The organism is Paenibacillus sp. FSL R5-0345 (assembly GCF_000758585.1).
Classification (GTDB): Bacteria; Bacillota; Bacilli; order Paenibacillales; family Paenibacillaceae; genus Paenibacillus_AQ.
Genome location: NZ_CP009281.1, coordinates 5926502 through 5948907 on the forward strand (window position 1 = coordinate 5926502; position 22406 = coordinate 5948907).

At 47.1% G+C, this 22406-nt stretch carries 21 protein-coding genes; 3 read left to right on the plus strand and 18 right to left on the minus strand.

Going from position 1 to position 22406, the window contains the following annotated elements; all coding sequences use genetic code 11:
* Positions 1-76 precede the first annotated feature (76 nt).
* The 4 genes from aroB to deoC form a co-directional block, all read right to left on the minus strand.
* On the minus strand, positions 77-1216 hold the full coding sequence (gene aroB / locus R50345_RS26090; protein ID WP_042131074.1) for a 3-dehydroquinate synthase: 1140 nt from the start codon (positions 1214-1216) through the stop codon (positions 77-79).
* A gap of 337 nt (positions 1217-1553) precedes the next feature.
* Positions 1554-2630 (minus strand): hypothetical protein, encoded by a 1077-nt coding sequence (locus R50345_RS26095; RefSeq protein WP_042131075.1) that lies wholly within the window; start codon positions 2628-2630, stop codon positions 1554-1556.
* A gap of 212 nt (positions 2631-2842) precedes the next feature.
* Positions 2843-4135, minus strand: a complete 1293-nt coding sequence (locus R50345_RS26100) for a homocysteine synthase (protein WP_042131076.1) — start codon at positions 4133-4135, stop codon at positions 2843-2845.
* A 325-nt stretch (positions 4136-4460) separates the two neighbouring features.
* Positions 4461-5138: a deoxyribose-phosphate aldolase gene (deoC, locus tag R50345_RS26105; protein ID WP_042132492.1), complete on the minus strand. Its 678-nt coding sequence runs from the start codon at positions 5136-5138 to the stop codon at positions 4461-4463.
* A gap of 324 nt (positions 5139-5462) precedes the next feature.
* Between deoC and R50345_RS26110 the strand changes: the two genes are divergently transcribed.
* Positions 5463-5804 (plus strand): hypothetical protein, encoded by a 342-nt coding sequence (locus R50345_RS26110; protein ID WP_042131077.1) that lies wholly within the window; start codon positions 5463-5465, stop codon positions 5802-5804.
* A gap of 10 nt (positions 5805-5814) precedes the next feature.
* On the plus strand, positions 5815-6804 hold the full coding sequence (locus R50345_RS26115) for a ketoacyl-ACP synthase III (RefSeq protein ID WP_042131078.1): 990 nt from the start codon (positions 5815-5817) through the stop codon (positions 6802-6804).
* A gap of 126 nt (positions 6805-6930) precedes the next feature.
* Here the strand turns inward: R50345_RS26115 and R50345_RS26120 are convergent, their stop codons facing one another.
* From R50345_RS26120 to R50345_RS26145, 6 genes are all read right to left on the minus strand, one after another.
* Entirely contained in the window at positions 6931-7764 is an 834-nt protein-coding gene (locus tag R50345_RS26120; RefSeq protein WP_042131079.1) for a prohibitin family protein, read from the minus strand.
* Between the two features lie 105 nt (positions 7765-7869).
* Positions 7870-8694: a hypothetical protein gene (locus R50345_RS26125; protein WP_156114875.1), complete on the minus strand. Its 825-nt coding sequence runs from the start codon at positions 8692-8694 to the stop codon at positions 7870-7872.
* A 138-nt stretch (positions 8695-8832) separates the two neighbouring features.
* On the minus strand, positions 8833-9831 hold the full coding sequence (locus R50345_RS26130; RefSeq protein ID WP_042131081.1) for an LLM class flavin-dependent oxidoreductase: 999 nt from the start codon (positions 9829-9831) through the stop codon (positions 8833-8835).
* A 21-nt stretch (positions 9832-9852) separates the two neighbouring features.
* Positions 9853-10335, minus strand: coding sequence for an RrF2 family transcriptional regulator (locus R50345_RS26135; RefSeq protein WP_042131082.1), 483 nt, complete (start codon positions 10333-10335; stop codon positions 9853-9855).
* A gap of 187 nt (positions 10336-10522) precedes the next feature.
* Positions 10523-11965, minus strand: coding sequence for a SulP family inorganic anion transporter (locus R50345_RS26140; protein WP_042131083.1), 1443 nt, complete (start codon positions 11963-11965; stop codon positions 10523-10525).
* Between the two features lie 188 nt (positions 11966-12153).
* Entirely contained in the window at positions 12154-13233 is a 1080-nt protein-coding gene (locus tag R50345_RS26145; RefSeq protein ID WP_042131084.1) for a bifunctional 3-deoxy-7-phosphoheptulonate synthase/chorismate mutase, read from the minus strand.
* A 670-nt stretch (positions 13234-13903) separates the two neighbouring features.
* Between R50345_RS26145 and R50345_RS26150 the strand changes: the two genes are divergently transcribed.
* A complete protein-coding gene (locus R50345_RS26150) occupies positions 13904-14449 on the plus strand; it encodes a glutathione peroxidase (RefSeq protein WP_042131085.1) in 546 nt (181 codons plus the stop codon).
* A gap of 99 nt (positions 14450-14548) precedes the next feature.
* On the opposite strand, the gene R50345_RS26155 is transcribed toward R50345_RS26150, so the two are convergent.
* The 8 genes from R50345_RS26155 to R50345_RS26190 form a co-directional block, all read right to left on the minus strand.
* Entirely contained in the window at positions 14549-14890 is a 342-nt protein-coding gene (locus tag R50345_RS26155) for a 4Fe-4S binding protein (protein WP_042131086.1), read from the minus strand.
* Positions 14887-16497, minus strand: a complete 1611-nt coding sequence (locus tag R50345_RS26160) for an FAD-binding protein (RefSeq protein ID WP_042131087.1) — start codon at positions 16495-16497, stop codon at positions 14887-14889. The genes R50345_RS26155 and R50345_RS26160 overlap by 4 nt, the downstream gene beginning before the upstream one ends.
* A 79-nt stretch (positions 16498-16576) precedes the next feature.
* Positions 16577-17635 carry an ABC transporter substrate-binding protein gene (locus R50345_RS26165; protein WP_052414745.1) on the minus strand — a complete coding sequence of 353 codons (1059 nt, stop codon included), beginning with the start codon at positions 17633-17635 and terminating at the stop codon, positions 16577-16579.
* Positions 17636-17682: 47 nt separating this feature from the next.
* A complete protein-coding gene (locus tag R50345_RS26170) occupies positions 17683-18015 on the minus strand; it encodes a 4Fe-4S dicluster domain-containing protein (RefSeq protein WP_042131088.1) in 333 nt (110 codons plus the stop codon).
* Positions 18012-19619 carry an FAD-dependent oxidoreductase gene (locus R50345_RS26175; protein WP_042131089.1) on the minus strand — a complete coding sequence of 536 codons (1608 nt, stop codon included), beginning with the start codon at positions 19617-19619 and terminating at the stop codon, positions 18012-18014. Before R50345_RS26175 ends, R50345_RS26170 begins: the two co-directional genes overlap by 4 nt.
* A gap of 23 nt (positions 19620-19642) precedes the next feature.
* Positions 19643-20530, minus strand: a complete 888-nt coding sequence (locus tag R50345_RS26180; protein WP_081954196.1) for an ABC transporter permease — start codon at positions 20528-20530, stop codon at positions 19643-19645.
* A gap of 36 nt (positions 20531-20566) precedes the next feature.
* Complete coding sequence (locus tag R50345_RS26185) at positions 20567-21355, minus strand: ABC transporter permease (protein ID WP_249923589.1); 789 nt, start codon at positions 21353-21355, stop codon at positions 20567-20569.
* A gap of 120 nt (positions 21356-21475) precedes the next feature.
* Entirely contained in the window at positions 21476-22252 is a 777-nt protein-coding gene (locus R50345_RS26190) for an ABC transporter ATP-binding protein (protein ID WP_042131091.1), read from the minus strand.
* Positions 22253-22406: the final 154 nt, after the last annotated feature.

The following is a 22406-nucleotide window of genomic DNA, read 5'->3' on the forward strand; positions in this document are numbered from 1 at the left end:
CCACCAGGAATGAAAAAGTAAAGCCTATCTGTTCAGCTAACCGCCCTAAATTTCAGAGTATATGTCAGCTGCTTGCTTAATGGCGGATTTTATCTAACAGTTCTGTTAGGACATGTTCCTCGACTGGAGTCGAATAAGATCCATCCTCAAAACGTTTCATCGAACCGATCCCCTCTTGGAATACAAACCGTATGCGCCCTTTGCGTACTTTTTTATCTGTATACATTTTATCGATTAGCATTCGGTTTGTAATGGTTGCTGGAATTTCAGTAGGCAGACCCGCCTTCTGTAGTAATGCAATCACCCGCTGAGTTTGGTTCGGAGTTACATATCCCAAGCGCTCTGCTAACTGCACCTGAATAGCAAGACCTATCGCAATAGCCTCACCATGTAACAATTCATAACCGCTTAAAGCCTCCAGCGCTCGACCCGCAGTATGCCCTAGATTAAGAATTTGCCGCAGATTGCTCTCCAATTCGTCCTTCTCTACCACACCGTACTTGATCTCACAATTATAAAGTGCAATCCGTTCGCAGACCTCTCGGTTTAATATAAGCTCTCCCTCTAAAGAAACAACTTGTTCCAAATTCTGCTCCAAATACTCAAAAAAACCTGCATCCGCCATGCAGGCATGTTTGATCGTTTCAGCTAAGCCGCTACGCAACTCACGAACCGGAAGTGTTCTCCATGTCGCTAAGTCGATGTACACCTTGCTGGGTTGATGAAATACACCGATTAGATTGGTAGCGACCGGTGTATTTACGCCTGTTTTTCCGCCAATGGATGCATCTGCTGCTGCTAATAAGGTGGTCGCATAGTTCAAACTCGGCACTCCCCGGCCAAATGTCCCTGCCAGAAAACCTGCCAAATCTGTTACCGCCCCGCCTCCAATCGCAATAATACAGCAATCTCGTCCATAAGAACGGCTTAATAGCTGATCCTCCAGCAACGCCTTCGTTTCACGGGTTTTGGATTTCTCTCCGGCGGGGAAAGAAAAAAGCTCCGCATGAAAATCATTCTGAATCAGCTGTTCCAGCAAGGCTTGTCCATAAAGTGCTTCAACTTTGGAATCCGTAATTATCACAAATTTGCTTACATTTTCTACGATACCTCGTTTTAAGTCCTCTATTAGTGCGCTAAATAAAGTTTCTCCGATCTCAATGTCGTAGGAGTGGTCAACAACCTTCTTCAGGGCAACTCTAAAATTTGCGGACATGTGCAGCGCCTCTTTTCAGTAGGATGCTAATAGATTCGATCCGCTAATATAATTATCCTTTTTATGTAAAATAAGTGAGAGTGCTGAAGGAACATTGTTCGCACAGCTTCTATTGAATAATGTCTCTGGAGTCCGAAGCTGTGCTCCAAAAGCATAAATCATACAAATAGGGTCCTCCGATTCCGTGTGCCCAAAGCAATGATGAATATTCTTTTAAAGGAAGCAGTCAAAACGCACAAAATGAAGAGCAGTGATCCTCCCATAACGGGAGAATCACTGCTCTGTCGTCTCACTTAGAATCGCAAGTGGCATATGGGACAGCCACTTCGTTGCTGTGTTACTGCCTTCCACCGGCGGCAGTATCCAGTGTTTCCTGCTGCCTGGCGATCCAGATCAGACAGGCTGCCCTAAGCAGCGCTTCGGTCCGCTGACCTGCGCTGCAAAAAATCCCGCTGAGGCCGATCTGATACAGATCAGCCAAAGCCGACGCCGCCGGAGTCCCCGCGGCGAGCACTACCGCCGCCGGCTTCACGCTCCGCACGGCGGCAAGGATCTCCCCCGCCGCCAGGGCGAAGCCCTCTGCGGCGGCACCTTCCGGCGCGAGCTCGCTCGCCGCGCCGTCGAGCACTAGGAAATCGGCGATGCGCGCGATTTCCGCGGCGGCGGCGGGCTCCACATCGGGCGCGATCAGCGCCCCGATGCGGCACGTCGCCGCATAAGCGTGGCCGAGTGTCTGATCGGCCACGAACTCGATGAATTCGCGCTTTGCTGCGAATTCGGCTCCGCTTGCGGTGTAGGCGACCAGCAGGTCAAGGCGACAATCGCCGCCTTGACGCTGGCTCTCCGCCACCGCAGTAAAAAGCGCTTCGAGCTGCGCGTCCTGAAGCGCGGCGAGCTTTGCGGGCTGCGCCGCAAGCTCCTCTGGATGCAGCAGGGTGACTGCTGCCCATTCACCATCCGGTGATTCCAGCAGAGCTGTGGTGGCTGCTTGCAATCGGTAATAGATCCGCTGCAGCATTCGATTAGCCTGCAGCTCATCCTCACTGGATAACCAATGCTCATAAAGACAAAACAGTTCAGGTTCAAGCAGCCATTCCTCACTTCGTATCAGACAAGGACCGGCTTGAACGGACCTTGCGCCTTCCCGTGTAATCGGACGCTCTTCTCGTTCTTCACGTCCTTCACGCAATACTAAGAAGGCCGACTGTTCTCCAGGTCGTTTAAAATAAGAACGGTTCAAAGGTTCTACAACATCCTTCTGCTCTACCCCGGTAATAAATTCTGCGGCAGCGGAGGCTACGGATCCGGCTTGGCTCATTTCCATCCCTACAGCCCGATCACCGGCCTTATACATGAACTTGAACGGGCGCTCTTCACTACTCCGAAAACCATCCTGCTGACGTTCACCCTTCATCTTCGCACCCACCCTTTATCTTTGGATTGCTGCCGGTACGCCAAGTTAATAAACATCATGCCACCGACATCTTATTACCACACTTATAAATACGGGAACCTCCCATGAAATATGCAAGCGTTGCCAAATGATGTGAATAATTTAGCCTTATTAAATAACAAAAAAAAGGCATCGCCGCATAGCAGCAAATGCCTTCCTTGAATTTCATTGTTCTATTGTTGACTGGCGGCGATTGCCTGCTCCAGATCATAAATAATATCATCAATAGATTCCGTACCAATCGATAAGCGGAGTAATTCCGGAGTTACTCCCGCTGTGGTTTGCTCTTCATCCGACAGCTGTGCATGTGTTGTGCTTGCAGGATGGATAATCAATGACTTGGAGTCACCGACATTCGCCAAATGCGAGAACAGCTTCACATTTTCAATCAGCTTGCGTCCCGCAGCACTTCCACCTTTAATACCGAAGGTAAGGATCGCTCCTTGACCTTTAGGTAAATACTTTTGCGCTAATTCATGAGATGGATGAGTAGGAAGTCCAGAATAACTTACCCATTCTACATCTGCGTGTGCCTCCAAATATTGCGCAACCTTCAGCGCATTCTGGCTGTGACGTTCCATCCGCAAATGGAGTGTTTCGAGCCCTTGCAGCAGCATCCAAGAGTTAAATGGTGAAATAGAAGCCCCTAGATCACGAAGCAGTTGAACACGGGCTTTAATAATATAAGCAATCGGACCCACAGCTTCCGTATAAACAACACCATGATAACTTGGATCAGGCTCTGTAAGTCCTGGGAACTTACCGCTTGCCTTCCAATCGAACTTACCACCATCCACAATAATTCCACCGATAGATGTACCATGCCCGCCGATGAATTTAGTTGCCGAATGAACAACGATGTCAGCTCCATGCTCAATCGGACGCAGTAAATATGGACTTGGGAACGTATTATCCACAATCAGAGGAATTCCGTGTTCATGCGCAATTGCTGCAACGGCTTCAATATCTAATACATTCCCCTGTGGGTTACCAATGGTTTCTGCATACAAAGCTTTGGTTTTATCATTAATCGCAGCACGGAAGTTCTCTGGATTGTCTGAATCCACAAAATGTACCTTAATGCCGAGCTTAGGCAGCGTTGTAGAAAATAAATTATAAGTTCCACCGTATAGGCTTGCCGCAGATACAATTTCATCCCCAGCACCAGCAATATTTAGAATAGAGAAAGAAATAGCCGCTGCCCCGGAAGCTGTAGCAAGTGCACCTGCTCCACCTTCAAGTGCTGCCAAACGCTGTTCAAATACATCTGTAGTCGGATTCATCAGCCGAGTGTAAATATTACCGAATTCTTTGAGCGCAAACAGATCCGCTGCATGATCAGCATCACGGAATCCATAAGACGTGGTCTGATAAAGCGGTACAGCACGTGCGAAAGTAGTTGGATCAATTTCCTGGCCTGCATGAACAGTCAAAGTTTCAAATGACAGCTTACGGTCTTCTGACATAGGTATTTCCTCCCTTTATAAATAAGAATAGAAATCTTTAACAAATAATAATTGTACTCATTCTCTCATAAACGACATCATTTGAAAAGAAAAAAATCTTATTATTCCGGTGTGAATTATTACAATTTTATTTTGCGAATGAAAGCCTGTTCGATAAAAATCAGATAACGCTTTCAATAACAGTTTTTAAGCTAAAAAAACAGGTATACCCTATGTATCTAGTAGAGAGCTTCTACGCATAAAAAACAGAATAGCGGCGGACAAAGCTTGTCCACCTTATCTCACCGCTACTGGTTTACTTATCTTCTATTAGTAACTGCTTTGATTAGTAACTGCTTTGGCTTGTTTCTCCCTTAGCAATCGCTACACCGCCGCTAGTACCAATACGACTTGCGCCTGCTTGTACCATTACATGAGCGTCTTCCGCACTACGAACACCGCCGGAAGCTTTCACACCCACATTAGGTCCAACTGTTGCACGCATCAGAGCGATATCTTCCTTCGTTGCTCCACCTGTAGAGAATCCTGTGGATGTTTTTACGAAGTCTGCTCCAGCTTCAACAGAAAGCTTGCAAGCACGTACTTTTTCTTCTTCCGTTAATAAACAAGCCTCGATAATGACCTTAGTCAGCGCTTTGCCGCGAGCTGCTTCTACAACTGATGCAATATCATGTTTAACCAGTTCATCGTTACCATCTTTCAGCGCTCCGATATTGATAACCATGTCTACCTCACCTGCACCATTCGCAATAGCATTGGTAGTCTCGAATACTTTAGTCTCTGTTGTCGAAGATCCGAGTGGGAAGCCGATAACTGTACATACTTTAACTTCAGGCGTATCCTTCAATACTTCATGGGCAGTAGCTACCCAGGCAGGGTTTACGCAGACCGAAGCAAATTTATAGGCTTTTGCTTCTTCTGCCAATTTAATGATATCTGCTTTCCGTGCATCTGCTTTAAGCAGTGTATGATCAATGATCCCCGATAGTGTAATTTCGCTCATTTCTGTCATTCCTCCATGATTTGGATAGTAAATTTTTTTCATCTCTGTAATCATACCAATAGAACTCTGCTTTGCAAAGTCGACAGGGCAATCAAGCCCACTCCAATCTCGGTTAACTCATTATAAATATACTTGGAGCAGGTCATTATTAACTTAATTATCTTTTCAAGTTAAATTTATACCTTCTTGTATTTTTTAAAATATAAATAACAATCTCCCTAAACTTTCCCATTTAAAAATACGATAATAGTTATATATAAATGGGTTTTTTAGCCTATTTATTAAAATTTTTCTTCAAACTTACTTAGGAGGAGACTGTTTAAAATGGGAAACTTTAATTTCGCCTCAAACGCTGCAGCCCAGAAACTGAATGTACAAGTGGAAGGTTCTATGTCACCTGAGGACGCCGGACGTTTCATTCAGGAGTACAACCAAATCATAAGTACCTTTGACCCGACACAATTTGAGATCATTTTAGATTGCAAGACACTAAACGTATCCTCGCCGGACACTCTTCCTATGCTTGAACAATGCTACATACTGTATAAAGAATCTGGATTTAAAAAAGTGACCTTCATTATTGCCAAAAGCCCTGTCCTAAAAATGCAGCTGAGCCGAGTAGCCCGGGCAACGAAATTAGAGAATTACGAAATTATTGAAGCATAGGAGGTTTCATTTGGGACATATAACCATCCGCCAAGCTGCTTATTACCATCCGGAGCATGTCGTAACTAATGATTATTATTTGGGGCATTTCCAGAGTATGGGCAAGGACATCAAGCGATTCCTGGAAGTCATGGGTCGTGACCGGAGATACATCGTAAAAGAAAAGGATGAGAATGCCCTAACGATGGGATTCAAAGCCGCCCAAAAAGTGTTAAATGAAGCCAATTTGCATGGGGAAGATATGGACATGATTACGTTCGCTTCTCAGACACCGGAATATACCTACCCTACCAACGCACTTCTGCTACACCGTATGCTGCAAGGCAAACACCGGACCATTACACAAGATTCCAATGCCAACTGCGCAGGAATGGTATCCGCCGTGGAGCAGACAAGTCGTTATATGCAAGCTAATCCTAGCATTCGGTACGCGCTCGTCGTGGGCAGTGACTATAGCTCGGTAAATTGCAATACAGATGATGAAATTACTTACCCTAACTTCGGAGATGCCGCAGCAGCTGTCATTCTGGAACGGAGCGAGCAAACTGGCTTCATTGACTCCCTTTATTACACTGATTCTGAGGGCTCTGAGAACATTATGTTCCCTGCTTGCGGTCTTTCGAATATTTATCATGAAGACATTACACCGGAGCAAATTCGGATACGCTGGACCCCCTTTGACGGTACAGTATGTGTAGATGCGGCCGTTGCAGACATGAAGGAGCTTCTCTCAAGAAACGGCCTGACTACAGATGATATATCTGCCTTCTGCCTTTCACAATTCTCTCTCAAAAATATCGAACTCATCCAAGAGGGTCTTGGACTTACTGATGAGAAATTCATCTACGTAGGTGACGAGTTCGGGTATACAGCAACAAGCAGTCCTTTTATCGCCTTTCAACGCGGAGTCGAAGACGGACGAATCAAACGTGGCGATTATGTCTTCTTTTGGTCAGTCGGCGCTGGCTGGCAAATTCCTACAATGCTTTATCAATATTAATAGTATAAAAAGCCCTACTTCTATAGAAGTAGGGCTTTCCCATCAGAGGAGCAGATGTTGAAGCAGACAGCCACGAACTCAAACAGAACAGCAATTGGAAAAATAAATCAGAAATCCAACAATGAATTATTTCGTCAGGGATTGAATATCCACAAATGGAGTCGCTCCCCCTGTTACTGACGGCAGCACGCCGTTCCATTTTTCTAACGCTTTCTCTTGGACCTCAATTTGCTTCAGCTGCACCAGCTCAGGTGTAACCTCCTGCTTCTTAAGTCTTAGAGATTCAGCCTCTGCTTGCGCCTGGGCGATTTTTTGCTTCGCTTCGATTTCAATCCTACGAAGATCATTCTCCGCTTTTAGCGCCTGCTGCTGAGCAACCTGCTTCGCTTCAATGGACTGATTGAACGCCTCCGAGAATTTAAAGTTAACGATGTTAATATCGTTGACGATCAGGTCATATTTTGCCAGCCTAGCAGTTAAATGCTCACTGATCTCACTAGACACTACATCACGGCGCGTAATCAAATCTTCTGCTGGATATTTTGCCGTCACTTCCTTGACGATTTCCTGAATGGCCGGATTGATAATTACATTGTCAAAATTACCTCCGATATTGTTCATCAGATTAAAGGCGGAAGCCTTGTTTACGGAATAATTCACTGCTACATGTGTGGATACAGGTTGAAGATCTTTTGAAGAAGCTGAAGTATCGGTCTCCGCCTTCGTTACCTGCGTATTGACCTGAATTACCGTCTGAATAAATGGAATTTTAAAATGAATGCCGGGTGACAACGTGTTGTCATTTAATTTACCAAAGGTTTTGTACAAACCTACATGCCCATATTCCACAGATACAAAAGAGTTTGCGCCAATCAACAATACAATGAGCACTGCTGCAACACCGCTAACTATTTTTCCCGGACGCAGCTGTTTCAATTTCGGATTCATTTGCATATTCATCCAATACCCCTCCTAGATTATGGATAATCATTTAAGCTTAATCGTCTATACGGAGGTTTGAGGGAATTGGTCGCAGGAAATATTTCAGCAGCACTGGTCATGACGTTATTGCTCTTGGATCAGTCCTTCTAAGGTCAACCGGAATCTTTTGCTCTGCTTGTCCCCGATATTTAAAGCTTCATATATTCCTTCATCCGTTAGCACCACGGAGTCTGCCTTTAAAGCATCATTAACGAAAGTTACCTCAGCGTGATCAACATTCCAGCGGTAAATGTAGGCACTCATCGGATTTCCATGTGCAGCTACACCCTCAATAGATCCATCCCCATCAACATCCAGCTCTTTGGAATGTCCGGTATCTATCTGCAGCAATCCCGAGGGGTTACCACTCTCGTCGATTAAATAATAGTTAGTGAGCGAATTATTTGCTCCTAGTCCACCGGTGATTTTCAGCACCTTTTCGCTAAAAATCCGCACCACTTCTACCTTGATATTCTCCGGCTGACGATAATTATAAGTCCCTATCGCCCCTAGACTGTATTGTCCTTGGGATGAAGAAACTCTGGCATATACATAGTCTTCGTCACTAGCCATTGTATACACACTCACTTTGACTCCTCCGAAATCATCAAGCTTCTTCTCTGTAATCAAAGTAGCGCCTGTAGGTGGAGCACTTAGTTGAGAGACTACAGGGATTGTATCCACCAGCTTCCACTCCAGCTTAATGAGGTTAGCAGCGGTGTCTGTTGGCCTTGGTCTTGATGTGTGGTAGTCGTTGGCCGATTGAAGGGGGGCTGGATCAGCCTGATGTTGGCAACCCGCCAGCAGATTCATTAGAAGCAAAGCTATCAGCGTAACGGATTTATGTAAAGGAAACATCTCTTGATCACTTCCAATCCTCTTTTTCAAATTAAATCTTTCATTAATCATAGATGAAGTTAGATATTCAAATGTTACTTTTAGGGGGCGGGAGGGTTAATTTATTGTCTTTTGAGGGCATGTGTCGATCAAAAAGCTAAATTGGGCATACAAAAAACCCGCATCAAATGCGGGTTTGAGAGGAAAGAATCAAGAACCTAGCAGTTCACGCGCCAGTAACCGGTAAACCTCTAGCCGTTTTTCCTGCGAATGCGGAATGCTGCATATCATCGCTTCCTGGAATCCATATTGTGCTTGTTCTTCTTGCAGGCGTACGGCGATGTCTTTAACCGCACCGACCAAATGAATCTTACGGCCTTCCTTGATTGCCATCCGGTCAATTTCTGATAACGATATGTTCTGAGCTTCTTCTGGTGTCAGCACCTGCGTAATTCTGCCCTTACTCATCATCAAGCGGAAAATATCCTGCGGTAATGCCTCATACTCAGCTTCTTCCTTCGTTTCTGCTGTGGTCACCATATAGGATACACTGATCTCAGGTTTGTCCATGAAGATAGAAGGCTGATAGTTATTCCGATACTGGTCCAAGATCTCATTACTCATCGCACCGTTAAAAAATTGCGCAAAAGAGTATCCGACTCCCATTTGTGCAGCTTTTCGCGCACTGTTGCCGCTCGAGCCTAACAACCATACTTCTGGGAGCGCCACCTTCGTTGGAGCAGCGAGATTTTTGGCATACAGCTCATCTTCCGGAATCTGATCGCTAAGCAACTGCATAGTAATGCCAAGCTTATCATACATGTTATGCAGCATTAACTCGCGGCCTTCAGACAGAGCGTACATGGCACTTGTATCGCCGCCAGGCGCTCTTCCCACACCGAAATCAATTCTCCCCGGGGAAAAAGCACTTAACGTTTTAAATACTTCCGCCAGCTTAAGTGGAGAATAATGCATCATCATCACACCGCCGGTGCCGATTCGAATACGGTTGGTCTTGGCGGCTAAACGGGCTGCCGTTACTTCAGGAGCCGAGCTAGCAAATGTATTTCCGCCATGGTGCTCAGCCATCCACATTCTGCTATATCCCAACTCATCTGCTAAAATAGCCAATTCTTCTGCTTTATTCAAAGCACCTTCCGCTGTGTTACCACTAGTCACGGGTGCCTGATCCAATACGCTTAATCTCATGCGAATACATCCCTTCTTTGGTTAGATGACCATTTTATTGCGGATCCATTCCTCTAAGGCTGCAATCTTATCTTTAAAACGTTCACCGCGCATTTCCTCCGACAACGAAGCAATAGTCTCCCGCTTTAATACAGCTTTCCAGGAGGATTCAGCTTCTTCCATCAGATTGGTTAGCAGGCAGCAGCTATCTTCTTTTTCTAAATCCAACATGTCTACCAGAATACCATTGGATGAATACAGCGACTGCTGTCCCTCCACCGCGAGGTAAACGTCATATACACGAATATCCTCAGGTCTCTTCTTTAATTTAAAGCCGCCTTTAATGCCGGGAACAGATGTGATGATGTCTGCGGTAACCAGCTTTCTTAACAGTTTCTGAAAATAGGTCGCCGATGCTCCGAGCTGCTGGCTAATCGCTTCCCCAGACAGAACCGCCTTATCCGGCAGCATGTTGAGTAGAACTAGTGCATATACTGACTGTTCTACCCCTGTTTTCATATGCATGTACAGCACCTCGATTTACGTAGATAGCTTGAATAGAACTGTAGATGATAACATCCGCGTATAAAGCGGATAAACATTATCCACTTTATACTTTATATCAGTTTACACCAAAAGTAAAACCTTACTCTTCTTCTATTACGGTTATCCCTACTATAAAAAAAGATCGCGCATATAGCGTAATCTTTTTTCATAATGATAATCCCACCCGCTGAACCAGCTGCGAGCTCTGGTCATTAAGTCCGGTAATAGTGACTTTTTTGCCACGCTCGGCGTATTTGCTCATCGTCTTCCCTATGGCATGAACTGCGGATTGGTCCCACACATGAGAGTGTGAGAAATCGATAATAATATGATCCGGATCGCTATCGTAGGCGAATTCATGAATGAAGTGGCTTGTCGTGCCGAAGAACAGCTGGCCGGAAACCGCATATGTTTTGGAAGAGGCAGCTTCCTGAACAGTTAGGCGGATCGAAGCTATTTTCCAAGCAAACGTTAGAGCACTTAACAGAACTCCAAACAAAACACCAATAGAAAGGTTGTCCGTAGCCACCACGGTGACCACCGTCACAATCATAACCAGCGCATCACTGAGCGGGACACGGGTTAAAGTTTTGAGCGAGCCCCATTCAAAGGTGCTGATACAGACCATTATCATTACGCCGACCAGTGCGCCCATCGGGATCTGCTTAACGACATCGCCAAGTACAATAATTAGGAACAATAAAAAGATCCCTGACACAAACGTGGACAGACGCGTGCGTCCTCCAGACTTCATGTTAACCATTGACTGTCCGATCATCGCACAGCCTGCCATCCCTCCGAAAAAACCAGTGACTACATTCGCAAGCCCCTGTCCCTTCGCCTCTCTGTTCTTATCACTACCTGTGCCCGTAATATCGTCTATTAAGGTGGCAGTCATCAGTGATTCCAATAGCCCAACTACGGCCAGTGAGAGTGAATATGGCAAAATAATAAGCAGAGTATCTAGCGTGAACGGGATTTGCGGAAGATGAAATAATGGCAAAGTTGCTGTAATATTCCCCATATCGCCTACGGTTCTTACATCCAGATGAAGAGCGATGCTAAGAACAGAAACGATAACAATCGCTACAAGTGCTGAAGGTACGGCTTTGGTAAACCGAGGAACCGTGTAGATAATAAGCAATGTCAGAGCTACCAGGCCGTACATCACCCAGCCCTGTCCCTTAAAATGGGTAAGCTGCGCCATAAAAATCAGTATTGCCAGCGCGTTGACAAACCCCGTCATAACCGGCTGTGGCAAAAACGTGATGAAGCGGCCAAGCTTTAGCATCCCCATCAATATCTGAAACACACCAGCCAGTACAGTTGCTGCGAACAGATACTCTATTCCGTGTTCTAGTACAAGACTTCCGACTAACAGAGCCATAGCCCCTGTAGCCGCCGAAATCATTCCGGGTCTGCCTCCGGCAAGTGCTGTTACAATCGCAATACAGAAAGAGGCGTATAAACCAACCATCGGACTTACTCCCGCCAGGATTGAAAAAGCGATCGCTTCAGGAATCAGTGCAACGGCTACAGTCATCCCCGATAAAATATCGGTTCGAGTGTTAGAAAACCACCCATTATTTAAGGTAAGCTGCTTCAAAATCTAATTTCCTCCTGTGACTATTAAGGTATATAGGCCTTTTTCCAAAAGACCCGGGGCCGGTGCAACGCTAATGTTGCTTATTGTACTCGACCCGCCTTCACCTTCACAAAAAGATTAGTTAGACTTGTAAGCGCTTATTCACCTCATTTTCTAGCCAATCCTTGAAATATCATTCAAATTCTATATTTCTAGATTCGGTACAGTCCGGATGCTTTCACTTCGTTAAAGAAGGTGTTGAACTCATCAATATTCAGCTGCTGTGCGGCATCGGACAGCGCGGTTGCAGGATCAGGATGCACCTCGACCATAATCCCATCGGCTCCGGCTGCGAGCGCGGCTTTTGCGCAAGGGATGAGAATGTCTTTACGTCCTGTAGAGTGAGTAACATCGACCAATACTGGCAAATGGCACTCCTGCTTGAGAATAGGCACTGCTGAGATATCGAGCGTGTTGCGGGTCGCTTTTTCATAGGTACGAATTCCGCGTTCAATCAACATGATTTGTGTGTTACCACGAGACATAATGTATTCCGCAGCATGTATGAATTCATCAAGTGTGGCAGCCAATCCGCGTTTCAGCAGCACTGGCTTATTAACTTCTCCGACTGCCTTGAGCAGCTCGAAATTATGCATGTTCCGTGCACCGATCTGGATGATATCTACATAATCTAAAGACTCTTCAATATGTCTTGGATCTACGATTTCACTAATGGTCAGCAGACCATAGTCATTTGCAGCTTCACGTAATATTCTTAGTCCGTCCATACCTAGACCTTGGAAGTCATAAGGAGAAGTCCGGGGCTTGAAGGCACCGCCACGCATAACACGTACGCCAGCCTTTTGCAGAGCAGCAGCTACGGTGCGGGTCTGTAGTTCGCTCTCCACGGAGCAAGGGCCAGCTACCATCAGTGAAGAAGAGCCGCCAACCGTAACATCTCCCGGCAAAACAATCACTGTATCTTCTTTGTGACCCTTGCGTGCTACTAGTAAGGTTTTTTTATGTTCATCGGATTGTAAGTCCAGAGAAGCTGAAAAAATTTGTTTGAAGAGGCTGCGGATGGTCCCGTCAGTGAAAGGTCCTTTGTTGCTCGCTACGAGCTGATCCAACATTTTCTTTTCACGTTCTGGATCGAACTTAGGCACACCTTGCTTTTCTTTAACTACTCCAATCTCCTGCACAATCTTAGCCCGCTCGGAGATCAGCTCCAGCAATTGCCCATTGATTTCATCCAGACGACCTCTAAGAACATCCAATTCCACGTTACTCATTACCCTTCCACTCCCTCTTCTTTGTTATAATTTGAAACGCAAAAAGGCCCCCCGTCGCAAGGGACGAGGAGCCGTGGTACCACCCTTATTTAGAATTAACCCGAATACTAGCACAAAGGAATAGAATATCGAATTCCTTTGACTAAAGATTAACTCTATCTTAAACCCGGTAACGCGGGGCGCGGGCCTCCCTACTCATACCTGTCACGACCTGTGACAAACTACTTCAGGGGCCGACTCGGAAGTGAACTTCGGCATTAATCGTCTCATAAGGGTGCTCTCAGTCTCCGGCACGCCTTCCCTGTTAAGATCCGCTATAATGCTTACTCTCTTCGTCATAGTCCTTGTTTATGTCAGCGCGTCTTTTGCGCTGGTTTCTGCTATCTTAATCAAAAAATGTTTTCGATGCAAGATAATAATGGAACGCAGAGTAGCTTTAACGCATTAAAACAATATGAGGTAGAATTATTCCTATAACAGCTGCTTTGAAATATGAAATAACCCATATCCATACTATTCTAGTTCTGCTTTAAAGGTTCCACTCCCTTTCTGGGTATGAAGTTGACAGTGATATTTTCATTGTTTACAATTAAATCATTGAAAATTTTTCCTGTTCTTATTCACTGGCAGCTTTAGGGTTTACAATACATAACTGAAGGGATGTAGCAGCATGAGCATTTATCCATATACGGCACGCAGTATTCGTGGAAAAGATATCGAACTAGAACAATACAAAGGTAAAGTACTTTTGATTGTGAATACAGCAAGTAAATGTGGCTTTACCCATCAATATTCCGACCTGCAAAAGCTCTATGAACGATACGAAGATCGTGGCTTCCAAATTCTCGGTTTCCCTTCCAATCAATTTGGGGAGCAGGAACCTGGCAGCAATGAAGAAGTGAATGTCTTTTGCCAAATCAATTACGGCGTTACGTTCCCTCTCTTTGAGAAGGTTGAAGTAAAGGGCGAAAATAAACACCCCCTCTTCACTCACCTTACGGAGCAGGCTGGATTTGAAGGCTTCGACATGAACCATTCTTCAGGAAAGCTGCTTCAAAGCATGCTTGAGAGCAAAGATCCGGAAGCACTGAACAATGACGAAATCAAATGGAACTTTACTAAATTTCTAATTGATCGCGAAGGCAATGTAATTACAAGATTCGAATCTACTGTGGATCCGCTGGATATTGAGCCAGCGATCGAAGCACTGCTATAGATTTTTCTAGTAGAAGATGTGTAGCTACAATACCGAATTAAAAAAAGCCGCTCAGACTTGTAAGTCTGAGCGGCTTTTTAGTGTAGAACATTCGTTTTTTCACGTACGGTACTGCTCGGTAAACACTTCAAAATAAGGGGTAGTATCCCTTTCAGCCATTGAGCCATTAGCGCCCGGTCCCCAGCCGATCTCAGCCCGCCAGCTCCCTAGCAGCCCTGTCTGGATTAGCGCCTCCTCATTTACACCGATCAGCTGATCTGCCTGCGGTGCTACATAGAGTGCATCTACAGGGCAATAAGCTTCACACATAAAACAAGTCTGGCAATCTTCCTGACGCGCAATAACCGGAATCTTCCCCTGCATTTCGAATACGTTTGTCGGACATACTTTCGTACACAGTTTGCAACCCACACAGCGTTCCAAGCTGATTAGTTCGATCATATCGCCTGCCCCTCCTTTAGTAGATTCAGTTCATGAGCATGGGGCACAGCTTCGGTACCGATGCTTATTTGCTCTATACCGGATACAATCAGCCGGTGGGTTTGACGCGGATCAAGCTCCGGATATTCCGCGAGCTTTTGCAGGCCGCGCGTCTCCTTCCGAGCCAGTGCGGCGGTGTACATCCACCTGCCGGCCGCGAGCATAGCCGCGGCTTCACGCGCTTGCACGATGCCCTGTACGGTGGCGGGGACCCGCCCGTTCAAGAAGGGCATCAAGGCATTCAGCCGCTTCAAGGCTGAAGAAATGCCCGGCTCGCTGCGGAAATAATTAATCTGCAGCGGTAAGATTTCACGCTGGATCGCCGCGACTAGCGGCTTCACCTCCAGCGTCTCCGAGGTGTCGGCGCCAGCCGCCAGACCGTAGCGTCCCGCTGCGGTAAGGTTGCGGCTGTTCGCCTGCCCTCGGCAGGACCGCGTATGCTGCGCGGCTCCCTGGCCTGCCCAGCTTCCGCTGCATATGGCCCAGGAAGCGTTGTAAGCCCCGCCGCCGGAGATGGCGCCGGTCACTTTCTCGCGAGATGCGGCATCTCCGGCCGCATAAAGTCCGGGCACGGTCGTCCGGCAGTCCGTGCCGCTCAAGCGCAACCCCCCAGTTCCGCGCATGGTTCCCTCATAGCGCAGTGTGAGCGGGAATTTCTGCTTAAACGCATCAATCCCCGCCCGCTCCAGCGGCATAAAGAAAATCGGATGCGCTTTTCGCAGAAAATCCTGTTTCTCCGCTGTATCTGCCATATCGAGCGAAGCATAAACCGGAGCTTTGAGCATCATTTCAGGAATGCTGCCAAAAGTCCGATCCCCTTTATGCAGCGGATGACCGTCCGCGTCATAAAGCGTTGCCCACGCCAGCATACGGCCGCGGGTTACGGTTCCATCCGCGAAGCTCGGCGCGTATTGGCGGCTGAATTCCATACCCGACAGCTCGGCTCCCACTTCAGCAGACATCAGCAGCCCTTCGCCTGTCAGTACGTTGCAGCCAAGACCTTTGCTGAGAAAAGCGCAGCCACCGGTTGCCATCACTACGGCATTAGCCTTCACTTCCCAAGACTCCCCTGTCAGACGGTTGATTCCACGTGCACCGCCAACCCCATGTTCATCATAAAGAAGCTCTAGCGCTGGCGACTGATCGAGGATCGTGACCCCCGCTTTGCGGACAACCCTTCGCATAATCCGCATGTATTCTGGTCCATGCAGATGTGTACGAAGTGAGTTGCCTGCCTCATCCTTTGGAAAAGGATAACCCCACTGCTCGACTAGAGCCAGATTCTGCTCTACCTGATCCAGCACTCGGTGAATCCAAGCATTCTCCGACAAATATCCACCGGATTTCAGCCTGGATTGAACCGCCTGCTCTCGCAGTTCGGCAATCGGTGGGATAACGAGCAGCGTTGTACCGCCTGGAGCAGTAGCCCCGCTTGTGCCCAAGTAGCCCTTATCGGCCAGGACTACCTTTGCACCTTGCGACGCTGCACTCCATGCCGCCCAAGCACCTGCGGGGCCTCCTCCAAGCACGAGGACATCCACTGTCATTTCCTTCTTAAGCTGCGACATTTGACTTCCTCCCAAAAAAATTAGCTAGCACATGCTATTTTAGACCGCTTCAAATTCAGGTTGTTCTTCCCAGCCATCGTTATTTCAGCTGCCAATCACTAATATTAAAATCCTTTTTCGCAAGCTTTTCTTCGACAAGGAAGTTTTTAGTACCCTCCAGCAGCTTGGTTCCCTCATCAGTAAATGCGGTATCCTTGATATCGCTGATCGGATTTACTTGCTTCGCCAGCTCAGGGGTTGTATCTCCGATTTCGGCGAGGAATTGATAATATTCATCTTCATGTTGCTTCAAGTCAGCCAATGCTTTCTCACGAGCGGCATTCCATACCTTAGGGAAATCAGGGAATTTCGCCAGATAATCCTCAGACACAACGGTTGCGCTAGTGCCAAGCAGGTTCGGATGCTTCGAGGCGTCATCCAAGTGAGTATAGCCTTGGTCAATTAACTTCAGCGCAGGAACACCCAAGTTCGTAGTAGCATCTACATCTCCACGGGCTAAAGCTGCGGTAGCATCCGGAATGAGCATATGCACGAGTTTGTAGTCGGTCACGCCTTCTTCTTGTAGTAATCCGACCACATAGCGGTGCATAAAAGAGCCTTTTTGAATCGCGATAGTTTTACCTTGCAGATCTTTCACCGTCTTAGGCCCATCCTTCTTACCGATTAAATAACCGATAGTGTTGGCTGAGGATTGTGAAATCAGACGCGTCTTGGCGCCAGAAGCATAAGCAATAATAGCAGGTGTATCCCCAAGACTGCCGATATCCAGCCGACCACTAATTAAGGATTCTGTCTGATCGGGACCGTTTGGAAAGCCCGTAAGCTTCACCTCAGTAATGCCATATTTCTTTAACTCTTCCTGAATGATCCCCTTATAAAAGCCCCAGCCCTCCGCGCCACCTGGCACATTCAGCTTATTGGAGCCGATAAAACCAAAATTTAGAACCGCTGGAACATTACTCGCGGTCTCTCCTCCAGATTTCTCTGTATTAGAGCCGCCGGATGCAGATGCTCCATTGCCCCCAGTGTTATTTCCGCAAGCCTGAAGCACCAGCATGATCATCATTATCGTAGTTAAAAGTGCAAATCGTATCCTTTTAGATTGTTTCCCTTGAATCTCTCTGTACGCTTGTTTCATTACTTTCTCCCCCTAGTAAATGTTATTTATTTAAATCTTAATCAAGATCAGAACCCTGCCCTCGACGCCAATTTGTACATATAGTCATGGCTTGCTACCGGCTGTCTGCCTTTGCCCCAGCCTACTTTTTCACGATAACCACCAAGTAGACCCTGCTCCTCTAGCCCTGCCTCTGTCACCCCAATCACTTTCTCTGAATCTGGCGCTACATAAAGAGCATCCACAGGACAGTACAGCTCACACATAAAGCAAGTCTGGCAATCGCTCTGCCGGGCAATAACAGGAATACCATCCTCTACCTGTTCGAAAACATTGGTCGGGCAGACCGATACACATTGGTTGCACTCTACACATCTGGCAGCGCTGATCACCTCAATCACGATAAAACACCCTCCTTGGCCACGGCTTCTGTCTTCACCCATACCTGATCCAATCCACCGCTAATCAAGCGATGATGCTGATCTTGATCCGTTCCCTTAAAATCTTCACGCTTATGCATGCCCCTCGTCTCAGTACGGGCAAGCGCAGAATTGTACATCCAGCGGGCGGTTGCTGTCATGGCTTCTGCTTCACGCGCTTTAACCCCTTCAGGTGTACGCTGAATCTCACGGCTGCGCTGATCTTTCCACAGTTCATCCAGACGACCTAATGAAGAGGTCAGCCCTTTGTCCGTACGGAATAAATTAATGTCATACGGCTTCACTTCAGCCTGCACAGCAGATATAACCTCTGTCGTTTGAGCAGTCACTCCTGGCTTCACTTCTTGATGAACCAGTGGGGAAGACGATAAGCCGACTGGATTACGGTGCGCTGCATGTGAGCCAAGGCTCTGCGCATAGACAGCTGCCCCTTCTCCTGCAAAAGAGCCGGATGACATAGCCCAAGCCGCATTATGGCTGCCACCACCAGTAAATCCCCCGCAAATCAGCTCACGGGTTGCTGCATCTCCTGCCGCATAAAGTCCCGGAACACCTGTGCCACAGCTTTCGTCTGTGATATGAATACCACCCGTCCCGCGAACCGTTCCTTCGAGACGAAGCGTAACCGGAAAAGCATCCTTGAACGGATCGATCCCTTGTCGATCAAAGGGCAGGAAAAAGTTCGTCTGCGCCACCCGCAGCAGCGGTCTTAAATCTTCGGGCGCTCCATCCAGTTTGGCGTACACCTGATTGCCTGCCAGCAAATTCCGAGCGATCACTGAACGCCCTTTCTTGGAACCTGCCCCTTCCACAATGCTCCCATCCTCATAATAAAAGCTGGCATAGCTGTAGTACGCCGTCTTGGTCACCGATGAGAACGTAGGGCAAATCGCGTAGGCATTAGAGAACTCCATACCTGACAGATTTGCTCCGGCCTCAGCAGCGAATAAATAGCCGTCACCAGTAAGCACGTTGCAGCCGAGTGCCTTACTTAAGAAGGCGCATCCCCCAGTAGCAATAACGACCGCTCCGGCTTGAACCGTCCAGGTCTCACCACTCTGCGTATGAACGCCAGCCGCTCCGGCTACGCCATGCTCATCCGCAAGGAGCTCCATGGCTGGGCTATGATCTAAAATTTTAACGCCCGCCTTTTTCACCAGTTTACGCATTAATTTCATATATTCCGGTCCCTGAAGACTCCTGCGAAACTGATTGCCCTGCTCATCTACAGGGAATGGATATCCTGAAACGCCAAGTTTGTTCATATTGACATAGGTACGGTCTAGCACTCGGTCCATCCAGCGGGATTCAGCCAGCTGACCGCCCAATATATATCGACTTGCCTTAGCTTCCTCGCGGAGCTTTTCATCCGGCTTGACATACCAGACCCCTGTTCCCGAAGGCGCAGTTGCACCGCTCGAACCGCAATAGCCTTTATCTGCGAGGACAACTTTCGCACCCTTTGCTGAGGCCGTAAGGGCTGCCCATGTTCCTGCCGGTCCTCCGCCTATAACGAGCACATCCGCCACCAAATTCAACGATCCTTTTTGTATCGATCTACTCATGTCCCAAGACCTCCTCAATTGGTTTACCCTTCGTAACTATCGCGCCAGAACAAGAACTTGCGTTCAATGATTCGGAACAAAGAGTCGATTAGCTTACCGACAATAGCAAAAATAATAATGCCTACAAATACAACCTCTGTATTTGAATTCTGCTTCGCCTCATTGATCAGGAATCCGATGCCGGACTGTGAACCAATGAGCTCAGCTACAACAAGACCAATCCATGCTACAGCCAATGACAGCCGCAATCCTAACAAAATTCCGGGTAATGCTGCCGGCAATATCAGCCTGCGCAGCTTCTGATACGGGCTAAAGCCTAACACCCGAGACACTTCAAACAGCTTGTTATCCACATTGCGGATGGCCATAAACGTATTAATATAGAGTGGAAAAAATGACCCTGTCAGAATGATCACTACTTTAGACATCTCCCCAAAGCCAAACCACAAAATAATCAGCGGTGCTATAGCTAAATGCGGGACAAGCCGCAACACCTGCACACTAGGATCTAGCACATATTCCACACTGCGAAATAAACCAGTCAGGACTCCGAATAAAAGGCCTAGAACACCTCCGATGAGAAAACCAATTCCCGCTCTCCCCATACTGACACCTAGATGATGAGTTAACTCTCCAGTAACCAATAGGTCTGTAAACGCTCTGGCGATCGACAACGGAGTCGGCAAAAACTGCGCGGAGATCAGTCCGGTGCTTCCTGCCAGCTGCCAAAGAACAATCGTCACCACCGGTATGATAGCGCCCGTTCCCCAATCTGACAGTAGAGATTTCCATGCTATAGGTACCGCGGATCTCTCCGATTTCTTAGTCGATAAAGGAGCAGTATCACTGCTATCTAACGATTCCCGTGCTCTTGTAGCGTTTTTTAAAATAGCTTCTACTCCATCGCTCATGGTGCATCCCCCTTTCGTTTCTTGCGCGTTTTCTGTTTATCCACGATAGTTGTCCTGCCATCTGAGCAGCCGTCGTTCAATGTAGCGGACAATAGAGTCACTCACCATTCCTGCAATAGCAAAAATAATAATTCCCACGAACACCACAGGGGTATCCGCGAATTGACGCGCGTCCGACATCATATACCCAATGCCTGAAGTGGAAGCAATCAGCTCTGCTACTACCAGACCTAACCAAGATAGCCCCAAGGAAAGGCGCACTCCGAGAATAATGTTCGGCAGCGCCGCTGGAAGCACTAATCTTACAACTTGCTTAAACCGACTGAACCCAAGCACTCGAGAAACTTCGAACAGCTTATTATCCACACCGCGAATGCCCATAAACGTATTAATATAAAGTGGGAAAAATGCGCCTTTAGCAATCAACAGCACTTTAGATTCCTCGCCAATCCCGAACCATAAGATGAACAGCGGCACTACCGCCAAGCTCGGTATCATGCGAATCATTTGCAGGGAGGGATCTAGCAATTTCTCTGATCTGCGGAACAGACCTACAAGAATACCTAACAGCAGTCCAAGTCCACCACCGAGCAGGAAGCCGGAAAGAGCTCTCACCAAGCTGATCCTAAAGTTCGGCCATAAATCCCCTGAGACGGCCAAGGATACAAATGATTCTGCAATGGTATACGGTGTCGGAAACAGCATTTCTGAGATCATTCCATAGTGTCCTAGGGTCTGCCACAGAATCAGCACAGTGCCCGGCAACAGAAGACCCAGTCCCAATGTTGTTACCTTTCCGGGGCGTTCGGAAGTTCTTACGGCCATAGCCCGATTTGTCATGCTCTGCACCCGCCTTTTTTTAGCTTTACAATCTCTTTAAATAACAAAAAGAGACCCTCGAATATTGAACACTTTCGGAGGTCTCCATTGGTATGGTCGACTTATTTATATTCCTGCCCCGTCAATAAGCTCAAGCTCATCGACTTTTTCAAAATAACTCAGCACCTTCAAACGTAGCTCTTGAAAGGAAGACGTTGTTTTTTTACGTGGATACGGCAGATCAACCGGTACAACCTTACGTATCTTACCGGGGCGCGGTTCTAGAATCACTACCCGATTGCCTAGGAATACAGCCTCATCAATATCATGTGTTACAAAAATCATGGTTGTTTTATTCGCACGCCAAATGTCCAGTAATACCGTCTGCATATGTGCTCTGGTGAACGCATCCAGTGCACCAAACGGTTCATCCAGCAGCAGGATTTTGGGATTTCGCAGTAGTGCACGGGCTATCGCCACCCGTTGGGCCATCCCTCCTGATAACTCCCGGGGATAGGATTTCTCAAATCCATTTAACTTGACGAGATCAATCAACTCATCGACCTTCCGTCTAATCTCCTTGTTCCCTAGCGGTAAATCGGAAGCAATATTCTTCTCTACGGTGAGCCAAGGGAAGAGACGATGTTCTTGAAAAATAAACCCTTTATCAATTCCGGGACCTCCAATTTCCGTCCCTCCTAGGGTAACACTCCCCGTATAACCGCTGTCCAAACCAGCCACGATGCGCAGCAGCGTGCTTTTGCCGCAACCGCTGGGGCCGATGACCGTAATGAATTCACCTTCTTGCACATGGAGATCAACATTATACAGTGCCTGAACATGACCCCCTGCAGACTCAAAACGTTTATTCAGATTTGAAATAGACAGCAACGCTTCTCCCATCCTGACCCCTCCTTCAATTCTGTATACAAAAAACAGAGGTATTGCGCTTTTACATTCGCAATACCTCTGTAGGAACAGTCGGTAATTTTTATTCAAAGTAAATCAATTGGAATTATAATATTTAAAATATCATCGTTTTTATTAGCTGTCAACA

Bases quoted from the DNA above. Each gene is read 5' to 3' on its own strand.
- aroB (WP_042131074.1), bottom strand. From the start codon at position 1,216: ATGTCCGCAAATTTTAGAGTTGCCCTGAAGAAGGTTGTTGACCACTCC.
- R50345_RS26145 (WP_042131084.1), bottom strand. From the start codon at position 13,233: ATGAGTAACGTGGAATTGGATGTTCTTAGAGGTCGTCTGGATGAAATC.
- R50345_RS26155 (WP_042131086.1), bottom strand. From the start codon at position 14,890: ATGATCGAACTAATCAGCTTGGAACGCTGTGTGGGTTGCAAACTGTGT.
- R50345_RS26190 (WP_042131091.1), bottom strand. From the start codon at position 22,252: ATGGGAGAAGCGTTGCTGTCTATTTCAAATCTGAATAAACGTTTTGAG.
- R50345_RS26185 (WP_249923589.1), bottom strand. From the start codon at position 21,355: ATGGCCGTAAGAACTTCCGAACGCCCCGGAAAGGTAACAACATTGGGA.
- R50345_RS26095 (WP_042131075.1), bottom strand. From the start codon at position 2,630: ATGAAGGGTGAACGTCAGCAGGATGGTTTTCGGAGTAGTGAAGAGCGC.
- R50345_RS26120 (WP_042131079.1), bottom strand. From the start codon at position 7,764: ATGAATATGCAAATGAATCCGAAATTGAAACAGCTGCGTCCGGGAAAA.
- R50345_RS26165 (WP_052414745.1), bottom strand. From the start codon at position 17,635: ATGAAACAAGCGTACAGAGAGATTCAAGGGAAACAATCTAAAAGGATA.
- R50345_RS26175 (WP_042131089.1), bottom strand. From the start codon at position 19,619: ATGAGTAGATCGATACAAAAAGGATCGTTGAATTTGGTGGCGGATGTG.
- R50345_RS26130 (WP_042131081.1), bottom strand. From the start codon at position 9,831: ATGAGATTAAGCGTATTGGATCAGGCACCCGTGACTAGTGGTAACACA.
- R50345_RS26160 (WP_042131087.1), bottom strand. From the start codon at position 16,497: ATGTCGCAGCTTAAGAAGGAAATGACAGTGGATGTCCTCGTGCTTGGA.
- R50345_RS26135 (WP_042131082.1), bottom strand. From the start codon at position 10,335: ATGCATATGAAAACAGGGGTAGAACAGTCAGTATATGCACTAGTTCTA.
- R50345_RS26150 (WP_042131085.1), top strand. From the start codon at position 13,904: ATGAGCATTTATCCATATACGGCACGCAGTATTCGTGGAAAAGATATC.
- R50345_RS26100 (WP_042131076.1), bottom strand. From the start codon at position 4,135: ATGTCAGAAGACCGTAAGCTGTCATTTGAAACTTTGACTGTTCATGCA.
- deoC (WP_042132492.1), bottom strand. From the start codon at position 5,138: ATGAGCGAAATTACACTATCGGGGATCATTGATCATACACTGCTTAAA.
- R50345_RS26180 (WP_081954196.1), bottom strand. From the start codon at position 20,530: ATGAGCGATGGAGTAGAAGCTATTTTAAAAAACGCTACAAGAGCACGG.
- R50345_RS26125 (WP_156114875.1), bottom strand. From the start codon at position 8,694: ATGATTAATGAAAGATTTAATTTGAAAAAGAGGATTGGAAGTGATCAA.
- R50345_RS26110 (WP_042131077.1), top strand. From the start codon at position 5,463: ATGGGAAACTTTAATTTCGCCTCAAACGCTGCAGCCCAGAAACTGAAT.